The organism is Streptomyces sp. NBC_01268, from assembly GCF_036240795.1.
Taxonomy (GTDB): Bacteria; Actinomycetota; Actinomycetes; order Streptomycetales; family Streptomycetaceae; genus Streptomyces.
This window is the reverse complement of the sequence record NZ_CP108454.1, coordinates 2,182,006-2,198,679: the sequence shown is the minus strand read 5'-3', so window position 1 is coordinate 2,198,679 and position 16,674 is coordinate 2,182,006. Positions and strand designations below refer to the sequence as shown.

Sequence of the window (16,674 nt, the reverse complement as noted above, 5' to 3'; positions counted from 1 at the left end):
TGCTCATGAGCGAGTCCAGCGAGTCCGGCAACACCAGTGGCACCCACGGCACCAGCGGCACCGGCGAGGCCGGGGGCACCGGCGGCATCGATCCCTCCGTCGTCGCCGAGCTGACCCGGCTGCGCGAGAGCATCGACAACATCGACGCCGCCGTGGTCCACATGCTGGCCGAGCGCTTCAAGTGCACCCAGCAGGTCGGCGTCCTCAAGGCCGAGCACGAGCTGCCGCCGGCCGACCCGGCCCGGGAGGCCCGGCAGATCGCCCGGCTGCGGGAACTCGCCGGGAGCGCGAAACTGGACCCGGCCTTCGCCGAGAAGCTGCTGAACTTCATCATCGCGGAGGTCATCCGCCACCACGAGACGATCGCGGACGGAGCACGCTGATGGCGCGGGTCACCGTATTCACGCTGGGAGGCACCATCTCCGCGCGAGGCGGCGACGCCGCCCGCATGACCGGCACCGAGGTGCTCGCCGGACTCGGCGTCGCCCCCGAGGGCGTCGACGTCGAGCTGCGCGACTTCCGCCGCGTGCCCAGCTCCTCGCTCTCCTTCGAGGACCTCGCGGCCCTCGCCGACGAGGTGCGCGCGACCGTCGCCGCCGGCTCCGGCGCGGTCGTCGTCCAGGGCACCGACACCCTGGAGGAGACCGCCTTCCTCCTCGACCTGCTCTGCACCACCGAGGAGCCCATCGCCGTCACCGGCGCCATGCGCCGCCCCGACCTGCCCGGCGCCGACGGCCCCGCCAACCTGGCCGCCGCCCTCGCCGTCGCCGCCGACCCCGGCTGCCGCGGCCTCGGCGTCCTCGTGGTGCTCGCCGACGAGATCCACGCCGCCCGCTTCGCCCACAAGGCCCACACCACCTCCGTCGCCACGTTCACCTCGCCCGGCGCCGGACCCCTCGGCGCCGTCGTCGAGGGCGAGCCGCGGATCCTGCTCCGCCCCGCCGTGCCGTCCCGGCTCTGCCCGCTCACCGTCGACCCCGCCGTACGGGTGGCCCTGCTCACCCTCTCCCTCGGTGACCGCGGCGAACTCCTCGACGCCGTCGCCGACCGGTACGACGGCCTCGTCGTCGCCGCCTTCGGCGCGGGCCACGTCCCCGCCGGGCTCGTCGAACCCCTCGCCGCGCTCGCCGAGCGCATCCCGGTCGTCCTCGCCTCCCGCACGGGCGCGGGCGCGACCCTCTCGCACACCTATCGCGGCCCCGGCTCCGAGTACGACCTGCTGCACCGCGGCCTCGTCCCGGCCGGCCCGCTCGCCCCCGCCAAGGCCCGGCTCCTGCTGCACGCCCTGCTCTCCAGCGGCGCCAAGGGCCCCGCCGGCTACGACCGGCCCCGGATCTCCGCGGCCTTCGCCCACCTGGACGGCGCCGGCCTGGCGTAAATCCGAACCCCCCTGCCGGGGCAGGGGGGCATCAGGCAGCATGGCCCCCATGTCCGTACTGACGCGCGACGAAGCGCAGACCCGTGCCCAGCTCCTCGACGTCCACCGCTACACCGTGGAGCTCGACCTCACCACCGGCGACGAGACCTTCGAGTCCACCAGTCTCATCCGGTTCACCGCCCGCGCCGCCGGGACCAGCTTCGTCGAGCTCAAGCCGGAAGCCCTGCACTCCGCCGTCCTCGACGGCGAAGCCCTCGACACCGCCGCCCTCGACGGCAACCGCCTCCCGCTCACCCTCACCGAGGGCGAGCACACCCTGAGCATCGCCACCACCATGCGCTACTCCCGCACCGGCGAGGGCATGCACCGCTTCACCGACCCCACCGACGGCGAGGCGTACGTCTACACCCAGCTGTTCATGGAGGACATCCAGCGGGTGTTCGCCGCCTTCGACCAGCCCGACCTCAAGGCCGTCTTCGAGATCGCCGTCACCGCCCCCGAGGGCTGGACCGTCCTGTCCAACGGCGTCACGGAGCGCGGCGCCGACGGGCGCTGGACCGCCGCGCCCACCCAGCTGCTCTCCACCTACTTCGTCTGCGTCGCCGCCGGCCCCTGGCACTCCGTCCGCACCGAGCACGCCGGCCTGCCCTTCGGCATCCACTGCCGCCGCTCGCTCGCCCCCCACCTCGACGCCGACGCCGAGGAGATCCTCGACATCACCAAGGCCTGCTTCGACCGGTACCACGAGAAGTTCGACGAGCCGTACCCCTTCGACTCGTACGACCAGGCCTTCGTCCCCGAGTTCAACCCGGGCGCCATGGAGAACCCCGGCCTCGTCACCTTCCGCGACGAGTTCGTCTTCCGCTCCGCCGTCACCGACACCGAGCGGATGACCCGCGCCATGGTCATCGCCCACGAGATGGCCCACATGTGGTTCGGCGACCTCGTCACCCTGCGCTGGTGGGACGACATCTGGCTGAACGAGTCCTTCGCCGAGTACATGGGCTTCCAGACCATCAACGAGGCCTGCTCCGACCGCTTCGCCGACACCTGGATCGACTTCGGCGCGACCCGGAAGGCCTGGGGCTACGAGGCCGACCAGCGGCCCTCCACCCACCCCGTCGCCCCCGACCCGGACGCCGTCCCCGACACCGCCTCCGCCCTCCTCAACTTCGACGGCATCTCCTACGCCAAGGGCGCCTCCGCGCTGCGCCAGCTCGTCGCGTGGATGGGGGAGGAGGACTTCCTCGCCGGCATCAACATCCACTTCAAGCGCCACAAGTTCGGCAACGCCACCCTCGCCGACTTCATCGACAACCTCGCCGCCGCCACCGACCGCGACGTCCACGGCTGGGCCGAGCAGTGGCTGCGCACCACCGGCGTCGACGTCCTCACCCCGCGCGTCGAGGGCGAGGGCAAGCAGTGGCGGCTCACCGTCGACCGCGACGGCAGCCGTCCGCACCGCGTCGCCGTCGGCGTGTACGACCGGGACGCCGCCGGCGACCTCGTGCTGCGTGCCCGGCACGAGCTCGACGTCCCCCAGGCCGCCCCGCTCGAACTCACCGGCCCGCGCCCCGCGCTCGTCGTCCTCAACGAGGGCGACCTCACCTACGCCAAGATCCGCTTCGACGAGGTGTCACAGGAGACCGTCCTGCGCGGCCTCTCCCGCGTCCCCGACGCCCTCACCCGCGCCGTCGTCTGGAACGCGCTCCGCGACATGGTCCGCGACGGCGAACTGGCGCCCGCCGACTACCTGGATTCCGCCCTCGCGCACCTCCCCGAGGAGACCGAACTCGCCGTCGTCCAGGGCGTCCTGGGCTTCGCCCGCGGCCAGATCGCCGACCGGTACGTCTCCGCCGCCGACCGCCCCGCCGCCCTCGCCACGATCTGCGAGATCGCCCGCGACCTGATGCGCCGCACCGAGGACGGCGACGCGCCCGGCCTGCGCCTCACCGCCGTGCGCACCTACATCGACAGCGCCACCACCCCCGACAAGATCGCCACCTGGCTCGCCGACGGCACCGTCCACGGCGGCCCCGAGCTCGACCCCGAGCTCCGCTGGCGCATCCTCGCCCGCCTCGCCGTCCTCGGCGCCACGGACGAGGCCACCATCGCCGCCGAACTCGACCGCGACCCCAGCGCCACCGGCCAGGAGGGTGCCGCCCGCTGTCGCGCCGCCCTGCCGACCGAGGAGGCCAAGGCCGCCGCCTGGGCGTCCATGTTCGACGCGGACGACCTCTCCAACTACCTGTTCACGGCCACCGCCCAGGGCTTCTGGAAGCCCGAACAGGCCGAGCTGCTGCACCCCTACGTGGCCCGCTTCTACCCGGCCGCCCTGGCCCTCGCCGACCGCCGCGGCCCCGCCATCGCCGAGGCCGCCGGCCGCTGGGCCTTCCCCGCGGACGCGGTCGACGCCGACTCCCTCGCCCTCGGCGACCGCCACCTCGCCGAGGACAAGGCCATCCCGGCCCTCCACCGCAAGCTGGTCGACCAGCTCGACGACCTGCGCCGGGCGCTGCGCGTGCGCGGCTAGGCCGCGTCCGGGAGGTCCCGCCCGGCCCGTGGCCCCGCCCTTCGGGCCGACCGCGCCGCTTCCCGGGCACGACCTGCAGCCCGCTCCATCCTGGGCCTTCGCCCCGCACCGCGGGGCGAAGGCCCACCCGCCCGTCCCCCGTTCGGGTCACACCACCCCACTCTCCGGACAAACCCCCAGAACCCCCGGCACTCTGTCGTCCATGCGTGCCGCACCCCTCGCCGGAGGCGCCCCCGGCCCCGAGCAGCTCCGTCCCCTCCTCGACACGGTCCTCGACGCCCTCCGCGCCGGAGCGGAGGACCGCGGCGGCCCCCTCCCGGCCGGGGGCCCCCGGGCGGTGGCCCATCAGGTGCGGGAGGCCCTGGGGGAGGCGCTGCCCGGGAGCGGGTCGGGGGCCGCCGAGGCGCTGTCCGCCGTCGTGCGGGCGGTCGCCGCCGGGGCGGCCGACCCCGCGCACCCGCTGTGCGCGGCGCACCTCCACACCCCGCCGCTCGCCCTCGCGGCCGCCGCCGACCTCGCCGCCTCCGTGCTGAACCCGTCGCTGGACTCCTGGGACCAGGCCCCCGCCGCCTCCGTGCTCGAAGACCTGGTCACGGCCGCCCTCGCCGCCGAGGCGTTCCCGGCCGCGCCCCGCCCGGACGCCCTGGTCACCACCGGCGGCACCGAGTCCAACCAGCTGGCCCTGCTCCTCGCGCGAGAACGCGGCGGCACCGTGCAGACGCTCGTCGGAGCCAACGCCCACCACTCCTTCCGGCGCGCCGCCTGGCTCCTCGGCCTGCCCGAGCCGGTCCTCGTGCCGGCCCCGAGCGGCACCATGGACCCGGTCGCCCTGGAGCAGGCGCTCACCGACCTCCCCGGACCGCTGCTGGTCGCCGCCACCGCCGGCACCACCGACGCCGGACTGATCGACCCGCTCCCGGAGATCGCCGAGCTGTGCGCGGCGCACGGGAACGCCGACCTCCACGTGGACGCGGCCTACGGCGGCCCGCTCCTCTTCAGCGACCGGCACCGACCGCTCCTCGCCGGCCTCGACCGGGCCCGCACGGTCACCGTCGACCTGCACAAACTGGGCTGGCAGCCGGCCGCCGCCGGGCTGCTCGCCGTCCGGGACGCCGACGACCTCGCCGTCCTCGGACACAGCGCCGACTACCTGAACGCCGACGACGACACCGACGCCGGACTGCCCGACCTCCTCGGGCGGTCGCTGCGCACCACCCGGCGGCCCGACGTCCTCAAGACCGCCGTCACCCTGCGCGCCCTCGGCCGCTCGGGGCTCGGCGCCCTCGTCGACGCCTGCATGGCGCTCGCCGAGGAGCTGGCCGAACGGGTCGAGAAGGCCCCGGGCCTGGAGCTGTACGCCCGGCCCACCCTCACGACCGTGCTGTTCCGGCCGTACGGCGCTCCCGACGAGGCCGTCGCCGGGATCCGCCGCACCCTGCTCACCGAGGGCCGCGCGGTCCTCGGGCGGGCCGCGGCCGACGGGCGGCTCTGGCTCAAGGCCACCCTGCTCAACCCCCACGCCACCCCCGGCGACCTGGCACAGATCCTCACCCTCGTGGAAGGCGGCACCGACCGATGACCGGCAGCACCCCCCAGCACGACCTCGACCGTCCGCACGACCTGGTGGGCGTCGGCATCGGCCCGTTCAACCTCTCCCTCGCCGCGCTCGCCCAGGGCGTCCCGGGCGGTCTCACCACCGCCTTCTTCGAGCAGCGGCCCGCCTTCCACTGGCACCCCGGCCTGCTCATCGAGGGCGCCACCCTCCAGGTCCCCTTCCTGGCCGACCTGGTGACCCTCGCCGACCCGGCCAGCCCGTGGAGCTTCCTCAACTACCTCCGCAGCCGCGACCGGCTCTTCCCCTTCTACTTCGCCGAGAAGTTCCACATCCAGCGCGCCGAGTACGACGCCTACTGCCGCTGGGTCAGCGGCCTGGTCCCCGGGCTCCACTTCGGGCACCAGGTCGACTCCGTCCGCTGGAACCCCGAACGGCGCCTGTTCGAGGTCGACTTCACCCAGCTGGACGCCGACGGCGAGGCCGAGGCGCTGGGCCGCGCGTACACCCGCAACGTCGTCCTCGGCGTCGGCACCGAGCCGTACGTCCCCGAGCCGCTGCGCCCGCTCGCCGACGCGCCCGGCGTGCCCGTGATCCACTCCGCCGACTACCTGACCCACCGCGAGACCCTGCTCGCCGCCGGGCACGTCACCGTCATCGGATCCGGGCAGTCGGGCGCCGAGGTCTTCCTCGACCTGCTGCGCGCCCGCCCCGAGGGGGCCGAGAAGCTGCACTGGCTGGCCCGCAGCGAGGCCTTCGCCCCCATGGAGTACTCCAAGCTGGGCCTGGAGCACTTCACCCCCGACTACACCCGCTACTTCCACTCCCTGCCCGAGCCGGTGCGCGGCGAACTGGTGCCCCGCCAGTGGCAGTTGCACAAGGGCATCGACGCCGACACCATCGCCGCCATCCACGACGAGCTCTACCGGCGCACCCTGCACGGCGGCTGGCCGGACGCGGTCATCACCCCGGGGGTCCGGGTCCGCACGGCCGGCCGGGTCGCCACCACCAAGGTCGAGCTCCACCTGGAGCACGCCCAGCAGAACACCCGCTCCCGGCTCACCACCGACGCCGTGGTCCTGGCGACCGGCTACCGCGAGCGCCCGGTCGACCGGATGCTCGCCGGCCTCGACCCGTACCTGCGGCACGACTCCGCCGGCCGGCCCCGGATCGACAGCGCGTACCGGCTGGTGCTCGACGACTCGGTCACCGGCTCGGTCTACGTCCAGAACGCGGAGAAGCACACCCACGGCGTCGGCGCCCCCGACCTGGGGCTCGCCGCCTGGCGCAGCGCCGTCATCCTCAACTCGGTCACCGGCGAGGAGCCGTACCCGCTGCCCCGCCGCACCGCCTTCACCACCTTCGGCCTGGACGCGCGAGAGGCGCCGAGCATCCCGGCCCAGGGCCAGAAGCTGACGCCTCTCACTCAGAACGTGTGAGTGCCGGGACGGATCCGTCCTAGAACACCGGCACGCCGTCCCGGGTCAGCTTCCAGTCCACCGAGGCGAACAGGGACGGGTCGACCGTGCCCTTGGCCTTCACCCACTGGATGATGGTGTTGCGGATCTCGTCCGAGTTCGCCCACAGCTGCTGGGCCTTGGCCACGTGCGGGAAGGCGCCGCCGCCGCTGGCCCGGTAGTTGTTCACCGCGAGCACGAACTGCGCGGCCGGGTCGAGCGGCTTGCCCTGGAAGAGCAGGTTCGCGATCCGCTGCCCCGCGGGCTTGGCGATGTCGATGTCGTACGTCAGCCCGGACACGGCGTCGTAGTTGTAGTCCGGGGTGTTGTCCGCGTTGGTGAGCTTCGCGGTGTCGACGGGCGCGCCCGCCGGGGTCTGGACGTAGTACCTCGCCGAGTACTCCAGGTACTCCCTGAGCTGGGCGCCCGTCATCAGTCGGGCCTCCAGGGTGTTCTCGAAGGGGTAGAGCCCGGCGGCGTCCTTGATGGAGATGGTGCCGGAGGGGATGCGGGCCGTGCGGGAGAAGCAGGAGGCCTGGGAGAGCACCGGCAGGTTCGCGTAGGCGCCGCCGGCCAGGGCCGCCTTCACCGTCTCGGCCTGGACGACGTTGATCAGGTCGATGATCGGCTCGTCCTTCCACGGCGCGTCGGCCGTGGTCATGGCGGCGGTGGAGGTGCCGATGACCTGGTTGACGTAGGCGACGACCTTCTTGTGCTCGTCCGCGAGCAGCCCGGTGATCTCCGGGTCCTCGGCGACCGTGTTGGAGTTGAGGACCTGCGCGCCGACCTTCTCGACGGTCCAGCGGCCCTTCTCCCACACCAGGTCGAAGTCGAACAGGGTGAGGCGCTGGCCCCACTTGAGCGGCTCGGACAGGACGACGTCCTTGCCGGTCTCCTTGTTGGTGATCCGGTACTCGGGGATCTCGGTGTGGGCGTGCCCGACGAGGATCGCGTCGATGCCCGGGACCTGCTCGGCGACGAGCCCGGCCGCGTTCTCGACGTACGGGAGCTGGTCACCGTACGAGGAGGTGCCGCTGGAGCCGGAGTGCGCCGAGACGACGACCACGTCGGCGCCGAGGGAGCGCAGCTTCGGCACCCACTTGGCGGCCTGCTCCTCGAGGCCCGGGAAGACCATCTTGCCGCTGACGTTGGCCTTGTCCCAGATGGCGATGCCCGGGTTGGTCAGGCCGAGGACGGCGACCTTGACGTCCCGCCCGTGCGGGGTGCGCAGCCGGTGGATGCTGTACGGGGGGAAGGCCGGGCGCAGGGTCTTCGCGTCGAGCGCGTTGGCGCCGAGCAGCGGGAAGTCGAGCTGGTCCTGGAACTTGCGCAGCACCGGGATGCCGTAGTTGAACTCGTGGTTGCCGAGCGCGGCGGCGTCGTAGCCGATGGCGTTCATGGCCTGCGCCATCGGGTGGACCGGGCCGCCCGCCTTGGTGATGGGGTCGACCTTGGCGTAGTAGTAGGACAGCTGGGTGCCCTGGATGGTGTCGCCGGCGTCGATGAGGAGGGTGTTGCAGCGGCCCTTCTCCTCGCGGACCTGCTCGACCAGGGTGGAGATCTTGGCGAGGCCGACGTCGTTGTGGGCCTTGTCGTCGAACTCCTTGTCGGTGAAGTAGTCCCAGTTGAAGACGTTCCCGTGCAGGTCGGTGGTGCCCATCACGGTGAAGGAGTACCGCTTCTGCGGACGCGGGCGGCCGTGGCCGGGGGCTCCGTCGTGGGCCTCGGCCGGAACGGCGACGGCGCCGGTGAGGGCCACTCCGGCCCCGGCGGCGGCCGAGCGCTCCAGGAACGTCCTGCGGTTCAGCGGCATGTGTGTTCTCCCCTTGTGGTTCTGTGGCGAAGGCGCCGACCGTGGCGCACAACGCGCGTAGATTCTGGCTCAGACCGCACGGTCGCAACAGACCTTTCGGGTTACGGAGTGGGAAAGTGTTCGGTATGACACAGCAGCAGCCCACCCCCGAGGCGCCCCAGGTGACGGTCCGTGGCGAAGGCCGCCTGGAGGTCGATCCGGAACTCGCGAGGATCGGTGTCTCGGTACGCGCCCGGGGCACCGACCGCTCCTCGGTCCTGGCCACCCTGACGAGCCGCAACGCCGAGGCGATCGCCCTGGTCAAGTCGTACGGGGAGGCTGTCGCCAAGCTGGAGACGGGCGCGCTCTCGGTCAGCCCGGAGCCCGCCCGGCACGGGCGCGGCGAGCGGGTGCGCGGCTACCAGGGCTGGGTGCACCTGTCGGCGGAGCTGACCGACTTCACCGCCCTCGGCGAGCTGACCACGCGCCTCGCCGATCTGGAGTGGACCCGGGTGGACGGTCCTTGGTGGGCGCTGCGCCCGGACTCCCCGGCGTACGCGGAGGCCCGCCGGCAGGCCGTGCGGGAGGCGGTGCGCCGGGCGCGCGAGTACGCCCAGGCGCTGGGCTCCTCACTGGTGGCGCTGCTCGAACTCTCCGACACCGGGCTCGGGCAGGGCGGCCCCGCGCCGATGGGCGGGATGCGGATGGCGTTCGCGGCGGAGGCGGTGGACGCGCCGGCCCCGATGGAGCTCGAACCGCAGCGGCAGACGGTCACCGCCGAGGTCGCCGCGCGGTTCACGATGGCCCCGCCCGCACTCTGAGACATCCGGTCCCCGACCGCGGAAATCGCTCATCAGAGCAGGCGTTCGCACAGATTCAAGACTTGTCAACAACCTTTCACTGAAAGGTTGTTGAGTAGTCATGCCCGGCCCATTCGCTACCCGCCGGTAAGCCCTAGGCTCGCCTCATGCGCCGAGCAAAAATCGTTTGTACCCTGGGGCCCGCCACCGAAACATACGACCAGATCAAGGCATTGGTCGAAGCCGGGATGGACGTGGCCCGTCTCAACCTCAGTCACGGCTCCTACGCCGAGCACGAGGAGCGCTACCAGCGCGTTCGCAAGGCCTCCGAGGAGACCGGCCGCAGCGTCGGCGTCCTCGCCGACCTTCAAGGCCCGAAGATTCGTCTCGGCCGATTCCGCGAGGGCCCCGTACTCCTTGAACGCGGCGACGAGTTCACCATCACCGTCGAGCCGATGGAGGGCGACCGCCACTGCTGCGGCACCACCTACGCCGGCCTCGCCGAGGACGTCACCGCCGGTGAGCGCATCCTCGTCGACGACGGCCGGGTCACCCTGGAGGTCGTCTCCGTCGAAGGACCCCGGGTCAACACCCGGGTCGTCGAGGGCGGCATGGTCTCCGACAACAAGGGCCTCAACCTGCCGGGGGTCGCCGTCTCCGTCCCCGCCCTCTCCGAGAAGGACGTCGAGGACCTGCGCTGGGCCCTGCGCACCGGCGCCGACGTCATCGCCCTCTCCTTCGTCCGCAGCGGCCGGGACATCGAGGACGTCCACCGGATCATGGACGAGGAGGACCGCCGGGTCCCGGTCATCGCCAAGATCGAGAAGCCGCAGGCCGTCGAGAACATCGAGGACATCGTCGCGGCCTTCGACGGCATCATGGTCGCCCGCGGCGACCTGGGTGTGGAGATGCCCCTGGAGCAGGTGCCGATCGTCCAGAAGCGGGCCGTCAAGCTGGCCAAGCGGAACGCCAAGCCGGTCATCGTCGCCACCCAGATGCTCGACTCGATGATCGACAACTCCCGGCCGACCCGCGCCGAGGCCTCCGACGTGGCCAACGCCGTCATCGACGGCACCGACGCCGTGATGCTCTCCGGTGAGACCAGTGTCGGCAAGTATCCGGTCGAGACCGTGCGCACGATGAGCCGGATCGTCGAGGCCGCCGAGGAGGACGTCCTCGCCAAGGGGCTGCCGCCGCTGACCGAGCGCAGCAAGCCCCGTACCCAGGGCGGTGCGGTGGCCCGGGCCGCCGCCGAGATCGGGGACTTCCTCGGGGCCCGGTTCCTGGTCGCGTTCACGCAGTCCGGCGACACCGTGAAGCGGCTCTCCCGCTACCGCTCGCCGATCCCGCTGCTGGCCTTCACGCCCGACCCGGCGACCCGCTCCCAGCTCAACCTCACCTGGGGCGTCGAGACCTTCCTCGGCCCGCACGTCGACTCCACCGACGCGATGGTGGCGCAGGTGGACGAGGAGCTGCTGCGGATCGGGCGCTGCGAGAAGGGGGACATCGTGGTCATCACGGCCGGTTCTCCGCCCGGTGTGCCGGGCTCGACCAACCTGGTCCGGGTCCACCACATCGGGGAACCCCCGGCGGAGTGACGGTCCCCCGGAAGCCGCAGTCGGGGCGTGACCTTGGAAATCGCGTTAATGTACCCCGGGTGGGATTCGAACCCACGCTAGATGGTGTTTGAGACCATTGCCTCTACCGCTGGGCTACCGGGGCTTCCTTCGAAACGAAGGGGGGCGGTCACCCGCCGTGCCCCTACCTTACAGGAGGTGGGTAGGCTCATGGGGAGCTGTATCCGCCTCGATCACCCTGCGAACGAGGCCTTGAACGAGGAGCCCGCGTGACCGCCCCCGAGTCGCCCCAGCCCGCCGCCGACGACGACGCCGACACGTCGCACGTCCCGCCGCTGACGACCCGCGTCGTCATCGCCGAGGACGAGGCCCTCATCCGCATGGACCTCAAGGAGATGCTGGAGGAGGAGGGCTACACCGTCGTCGGCGAGGCCGGTGACGGCGCCACCGCCGTGGAGCTCGCCCGCGAGCACCGCCCCGACCTCGTCATCCTCGATGTGAAGATGCCCGTCCTCGACGGCATCTCCGCGGCCGAGAAGATCGCCGGCGAGTCCATCGCCCCGGTCCTCATGCTCACCGCCTTCTCCCAGCGCGAGCTCGTCGAGCGCGCCCGGGACGCCGGCGCCATGGCGTACCTGGTCAAGCCGTTCAGCAAGAGCGACGTGGTGCCGGCCATCGAGATGGCCGTCTCCCGCTTCGCCGAGCTGCGCGCCCTGGAGCAGGAGGTCGCCGACCTCTCCCAGCGCCTGGAGACCCGCAAGCTGGTGGACCGCGCCAAGTCGATCCTCCAGACCCAGTACGGACTCACCGAGCCGGCCGCCTTCCGCTGGATCCAGAAGACCTCCATGGACCGCCGCATGTCGATGCAGCAGGTCGCCGAGGCGGTCATCGAGGACGCCGAGGAGAAGAAGGCCGCGAAGGCCAAGGAGCAGTAGTCCGGCCCGTACACACGAGGAAGGCCCGCCCCACGTCGTCGTGGGGCGGGCCTTCGTCCGTGGTGCCTACTCCTCGCCGAGGTACGTCTTGCGCACGTCGTCGTTCACGAGCAGGTCGCGGCCGGTGCCGGACAGCTTCACCGTGCCGACCTCCATCACGTAACCGTAGTCCGCGAGGGAGAGGGCGGCCTGCGCGTTCTGCTCGATGAGCAGGATCGTCATGCCCTCGGCCTTCAGCGCCGCGATGGTCTCCATGATCTTCTGCATCATGATCGGGGAGAGGCCCATCGAGGGCTCGTCCAGCATCAGCAGCTTCGGCTGGGACATCAGCGCCCGGCCCATCGCCAGCATCTGCTGCTCACCGCCGGAGAGGGTGCCCGCGGCCTGCTTGCGACGCTCGCCCAGGATCGGGAAGAGGTCGTAGGCCTTCTGGATGTCCCGCTCGATGCCGTCCTTGTCGCTGCGCAGGAACGCGCCCAGCTGGAGGTTCTCGGCGATGCTCAGCCGGGGGAAGATGTGCCGGCCCTCGGGGGAGTGGGCGAGGCCCAGCGAGACCACCTTGTGGGCCGGGATGCCGTTCAGTACCTGGCCGTCGAAGGTGATCTTGCCGCCGGAGGGCTTGAGCAGACCGGACAGCGTGCGCAGGGTCGTGGTCTTGCCGGCGCCGTTGGTGCCGATCAGGGCGACGACCTGGCCCGCCTCGACGGAGAAGGAGATGCCCTTGACGGCCTCGATCTTGCCGTAGGCGACCCTGAGGTCCTCGACCTCCAGAAGTGCGGTCACTTGGAGTCTCCTTCGGTGGTGCTGTCCGCGTCCTGGGACGCGGGGGTCTCGGCCGGAGCGGCCTCGGCGTCGTCGGCGGCCTCGGCGTCCGAAGCCTCGGCGGTGGCCGGCTCGGCCTCGGCGTCCGAGGCCTCCTCGGGCGCGTCCTCCGACTCCGGCTCCGGCTCCGACTCCGACTCGGACTCCGGCTCGGACTCCGCCCCGGCCGCGGCCTCGGCGGCCTCGACCTCCGCGGCCTCCTCCGCGCCGGGCGCACCCTCGAAGGGCGTGCCCAGGTACGCGGCGACGACCCGCTCGTCGCCCTGGACGACCTCGGAGGTGCCCTCGACCAGCTTCTCGCCCTGGACGAGGACGGCGACCCGGTCGCACAGGTTGAAGATGAACTTCATGTCGTGCTCGATGACCAGGACCGCGATGCCGAGGTCGCGGATCGCGAAGACCAGCTCCTCGGTGGTGCGGGTCTCGGCCTGGTTCATGCCGGCCGTCGGCTCGTCGAGCAGCAGCAGACCGGGGTCGCTGGCGAGCGCGCGGGCGATCTCCAGCTTGCGCTGCTCGCCGTACGGCAGGTTGCGCGCGAGGTGCTCGGCCTTGGCGGCCAGGCCCACGAACTCCAGGAGTTCCATGGCCCGGGCACGGGAGGCCGCCTCCGCCCGCTTGAAGCCGGGGCCGCGCAGCAGCGCGGACCACAGGCCCTCCTTGGTCCGGGTGTGGCGTCCGACGAGGACGTTCTCCAGGACCGTCATGTTGGAGAAGAGGCGGATGTTCTGGAAGGTACGGGCGATGCCGGCCTGGGTGACCAGGTGCGGCTTGGGCGGCAGGACCGTCCCCTTGTAGCTGACCTGGCCCTCGGTCGGGACGTACAGACCGGTCAGGCAGTTGAAGAAGGTGGTCTTGCCGGCGCCGTTGGGGCCGATGAGGCCGACGATCTCGCCCTGGCGGACGGTCAGGTCGACATCGCGGACGGCGGTCAGACCGCCGAAGCGCATGGTGACCCCGCGCGCCTCCAGGACGGCGGCCGCCGTCGCGGTCGTCCCGGTGCCGGTCTCGGTGGTGGTCGTCATGGCGTTCACGCCCCCGCCTTCGCCGTACCGACGCCGGACTCCGCGTCCGCGGGCTGTCGCTGCTCCGGTACGTCGGGCTGCTCGTCGTTCTCGTGGAATTCCAGCTTGGCGCGCTTGTTGGCGATCAGGCCCTCGGGGCGGAAGCGCATCAGCAGGATCAGGGCGATGCCGAAGCCGAGCAGCTGGTAGTCCTGCAGGAAGGACAGCTTGGCCGGGATCAGGAAGAGCAGCGCGGAGCCGACGATCGGACCGCTGATCGTGCCCATGCCGCCGAGGATGACGGCCGCGAGCAGGAAGGCGGAGTTCGGCGGCACGGGGCCGGCGAAGACGTAGTTCTCCGGCACCACCGTGGTGTTGACGTGCGCCTGGACCGTGCCCGCGAGGCCGGCCAGGGCCGCGCCGAGGGCGAAGGCGACCAGCTTGACCCGGAAGCCGTTGATGCCCATGGCGGTGGCGGCGGTCTCGTCCTCGCGGATGGCGACCCAGGCCCGCCCGATGCGGCTGTTGCCGGCGCGGGAGAACACCACCACGACGATCACCATGATGAGGATCATGAGCAGGTAGTAGTTGGCGTACGCGCCGAGCTCGACACCCAGGACGGTGTGGGACTCGCCGAAGTTGTAGCCGAAGAACTCCAGCTGCGGGATGTTCGGGATGCCGTTCGGGCCGTTGGTGATCTGCGGGCCCGAGGTGCCGTCGAGGTTGCCCATGGCGATGCGGAAGATCTCTCCGAAGCCGAGCGTCACGATGGCGAGGTAGTCGCCGCGCAGACGCAGGGTCGGCGCGCCGATGACGACGCCGAAGACCAGCGAGGCGGCCATGCCGGTGAGGGCCGCGGCCCAGAACGGGAACTGGACGCCGAAGGCGGAGGAGGTGGCACCGGAGACCAGGGCCGCGGTGTACGCGCCGACACCGAGGAAGGCGACGTAACCGAGGTCGAGCAGACCCGCGAGACCGACGACGATGTTCAGGCCGAGGGCGACGGTCGCGAAGATCAGGATGTTGACCGCGATCAGCGTGTACGTGTCGCCGCTCTGCTGGATGAACGGGAAGGCGATCGCCATGACCAGGCTGGCCGTGACGGTCACCTGGCGGTTGCGCGCCGTCATCTGCGAAAGGCGCCCGGTGATACCGGACTTGACCAGGGCCGTGGCGGAGAAGCCGACCAGGATCAGGTACGCGATGAAGAGCTGCGGCTCCGAGTCGTCGGTGTCGATGCCGAAGGTGACCACGAAGAGGCCGAGGGCGAAGACGACGACGATGATCAGGACCTCGGCCCAGGAGGGCAGGGCCTTGGCGCGGGCCGGCCGGCGGCTGTCGTCCGGCAGCTTGTACGCGGCGAGCGCCGGGACGGCCGAGGCGATGACGGCGACGCCGGCGCCGGGCTCCAGGTCCACCAGGGCGCCCAGCTCGACGACGATCGAGAGCGTCGTGAACAGGGTGGTGGCGAAGGTGCCCAGGGCCACGATCCACAGCGCCTTGCGGGAGCCGGCCGGGGTGAGCCAGCCGAGTCCCTTGACGCCCAGCGCGGAGAGCGCGTAGGCGGCGGTGAGGACGGCTCCGACGAGGGTGAGCAGCTGGAGCGGGGCGGGGTTGCCGTAGATCGTGAGGTTGCCGGGGAAGGCGGTGGTCCACGTCCAGGCGAGGAAGGAGCTGGCGGCGGTCGCGACGCTGCCGCCGACGACCGTCCAGAGCAGGCCCGCGGGCTTGCCGGCGGCCGGGGTCGCGGCCGCGGCCTCGGCCGCTTCGGTCTTGGTGAGGTTCTCGCTCATGTCGCTCACGCCCTGTCCGCGACGCGCTCGCCGAGCAGGCCCTGGGGCCGCACGAGGAGGACGACGATGAGGAGGACGAAGGCCCACACGTTGGACCAGGCACCGCCGCCGAGCTGCTGCATGCCGGGGATGTCCTCGATGTAGGCGATCGAGAGGGACTCGGCGATGCCGAGGACCACGCCGCCGACCATGGCGCCGTAGATGTTGCCGATGCCGCCGAGGACGGCCGCGGTGAACGCCTTGAGGCCGAGGATGAAGCCCATCTCGAAGTTGATCTGGCCCTTGTCGAGGCCGTAGGCGACGGCGGCGACGGCGGCGAACGCGGCACCGATGGCGAAGGCCATGACGATGATGCGGTCGGTGTTGATGCCCATCAGCTTCGCGGTGTCCGGGTCCTGCGCGGTGGCCTGCATGGCCCGGCCGCTGCGGCTCTTGGAGACGAAGACGCCGAGGGCGAGCATGCACAGCGGTGCCAGGATGAGCACGAAGGCGTCGGCGCGCTGGATCTGCAGGTTGTCGAGGAGCTGGAAGGCCTCACCCTTGAACTCGGGGAAGCTGACGGCCTTCTTGGCGTCCGGGTAGAACTGCCAGACCAGCTGCTGGAGCGCGATGGACAGACCGATCGCGGTGATGAGCGGGGCCAGCCGCGGCGCGCTGCGCAGCGGACGGTAGGCGAACCGCTCGGCGGCGGTGGCGACGGCCACGGAGGCGATCGCGCCACCGACGATCATGAGCGGTATCGCCACCAGAAGGGACGTCCCGCTCGGCAGAGCGGTGTAGGTGGTGAGGGCGCCGAAGCCCCCGATCATGAAGATCTCGCCGTGGGCGAAGTTGATGAGCTGGACGATGCCGTAGACCATGGTGTACCCGATGGCGATGAGGCCATAGAGAGCACCGAGGGCCAGGCCGTTGGCCAGCTGTTGCGGCAGTTCGTTCACCGCAGGGCCTCCGATGAGCGTGTCGGATATGACTCCGCGCGAGGGCGCTGTTTGCGCCCTCGCGCGGGCTGGTTCAGGTGTGCGGTACTGCGAGGG

13 protein-coding genes and 1 tRNA gene are annotated in these 16,674 nt (G+C 71.7%); 8 read left to right on the top strand and 6 right to left on the bottom strand.

Annotated elements, in window-relative coordinates:
• The first annotated feature begins 5 nt into the window (after window positions 1-5).
• The 5 genes from OG309_RS09575 (at window position 6) to OG309_RS09555 (ending at window position 6,902) form a co-directional block, all read left to right on the top strand.
• Window positions 6-383, top strand: a complete 378-nt coding sequence (locus OG309_RS09575) for a chorismate mutase (RefSeq protein ID WP_329419746.1) — start codon at window positions 6-8, stop codon at window positions 381-383.
• Window positions 383-1,378: an asparaginase gene (locus tag OG309_RS09570; RefSeq protein ID WP_329419745.1), complete on the top strand. Its 996-nt coding sequence runs from the start codon at window positions 383-385 to the stop codon at window positions 1,376-1,378. Before OG309_RS09575 ends, OG309_RS09570 begins: the two co-directional genes overlap by 1 nt.
• Before the next feature lie 49 nt (window positions 1,379-1,427).
• Window positions 1,428-3,911, top strand: coding sequence for an aminopeptidase N (gene pepN / locus OG309_RS09565; RefSeq protein ID WP_329419744.1), 2,484 nt, complete (start codon window positions 1,428-1,430; stop codon window positions 3,909-3,911).
• 202 nt (window positions 3,912-4,113) lie between these two features.
• The gene (locus tag OG309_RS09560; RefSeq protein ID WP_329419743.1) at window positions 4,114-5,490 is read left to right on the top strand and encodes a pyridoxal phosphate-dependent decarboxylase family protein; all 1,377 of its coding nucleotides are present in this window, start codon (window positions 4,114-4,116) and stop codon (window positions 5,488-5,490) included.
• On the top strand, window positions 5,487-6,902 hold the full coding sequence (locus OG309_RS09555) for a lysine N(6)-hydroxylase/L-ornithine N(5)-oxygenase family protein (RefSeq protein ID WP_329419742.1): 1,416 nt from the start codon (window positions 5,487-5,489) through the stop codon (window positions 6,900-6,902). The genes OG309_RS09560 and OG309_RS09555 overlap by 4 nt, the downstream gene beginning before the upstream one ends.
• 19 nt (window positions 6,903-6,921) lie before the next feature.
• Here OG309_RS09555 and OG309_RS09550 read toward each other — a convergent pair whose 3' ends face one another.
• Complete coding sequence (locus OG309_RS09550; RefSeq protein WP_329419740.1) at window positions 6,922-8,733, bottom strand: bifunctional metallophosphatase/5'-nucleotidase; 1,812 nt, start codon at window positions 8,731-8,733, stop codon at window positions 6,922-6,924.
• A 125-nt stretch (window positions 8,734-8,858) separates the two neighbouring features.
• Here OG309_RS09550 and OG309_RS09545 point away from each other — a divergent pair, with 125 nt between their 5' ends.
• Both OG309_RS09545 and pyk read left to right on the top strand, forming a co-directional pair.
• Window positions 8,859-9,533 (top strand): SIMPL domain-containing protein, encoded by a 675-nt coding sequence (locus tag OG309_RS09545; RefSeq protein ID WP_329419739.1) that lies wholly within the window; start codon window positions 8,859-8,861, stop codon window positions 9,531-9,533.
• A 146-nt stretch (window positions 9,534-9,679) separates the two neighbouring features.
• The gene (gene pyk, locus OG309_RS09540) at window positions 9,680-11,110 is read left to right on the top strand and encodes a pyruvate kinase (protein WP_329419737.1); all 1,431 of its coding nucleotides are present in this window, start codon (window positions 9,680-9,682) and stop codon (window positions 11,108-11,110) included.
• 51 nt (window positions 11,111-11,161) lie between these two features.
• Here the strand turns inward: pyk and OG309_RS09535 are convergent.
• Window positions 11,162-11,234 (bottom strand) — tRNA-Leu (locus OG309_RS09535).
• A gap of 124 nt (window positions 11,235-11,358) precedes the next feature.
• Here OG309_RS09535 and OG309_RS09530 point away from each other — a divergent pair.
• On the top strand, window positions 11,359-12,024 hold the full coding sequence (locus tag OG309_RS09530) for an ANTAR domain-containing response regulator (protein WP_329419736.1): 666 nt from the start codon (window positions 11,359-11,361) through the stop codon (window positions 12,022-12,024).
• A 66-nt stretch (window positions 12,025-12,090) separates the two neighbouring features.
• Here OG309_RS09530 and OG309_RS09525 read toward each other — a convergent pair whose 3' ends face one another.
• Genes OG309_RS09525 through OG309_RS09510 form a run of 4 tightly spaced genes read right to left on the bottom strand, consistent with a single transcriptional unit; the run spans window position 12,091 to window position 16,578 of the window.
• The gene (locus OG309_RS09525; RefSeq protein ID WP_132915501.1) at window positions 12,091-12,807 is read right to left on the bottom strand and encodes an ABC transporter ATP-binding protein; all 717 of its coding nucleotides are present in this window, start codon (window positions 12,805-12,807) and stop codon (window positions 12,091-12,093) included.
• On the bottom strand, window positions 12,804-13,868 hold the full coding sequence (locus OG309_RS09520; RefSeq protein WP_329428236.1) for an ABC transporter ATP-binding protein: 1,065 nt from the start codon (window positions 13,866-13,868) through the stop codon (window positions 12,804-12,806). The genes OG309_RS09525 and OG309_RS09520 overlap by 4 nt, the downstream gene beginning before the upstream one ends.
• Window positions 13,869-13,873: 5 nt before the next feature.
• Window positions 13,874-15,640: a branched-chain amino acid ABC transporter permease gene (locus OG309_RS09515; RefSeq protein ID WP_402546346.1), complete on the bottom strand. Its 1,767-nt coding sequence runs from the start codon at window positions 15,638-15,640 to the stop codon at window positions 13,874-13,876.
• A 5-nt stretch (window positions 15,641-15,645) separates the two neighbouring features.
• Window positions 15,646-16,578: a branched-chain amino acid ABC transporter permease gene (locus OG309_RS09510; RefSeq protein ID WP_329419730.1), complete on the bottom strand. Its 933-nt coding sequence runs from the start codon at window positions 16,576-16,578 to the stop codon at window positions 15,646-15,648.
• Between the last annotated feature and the right edge of the window lie 96 nt (window positions 16,579-16,674).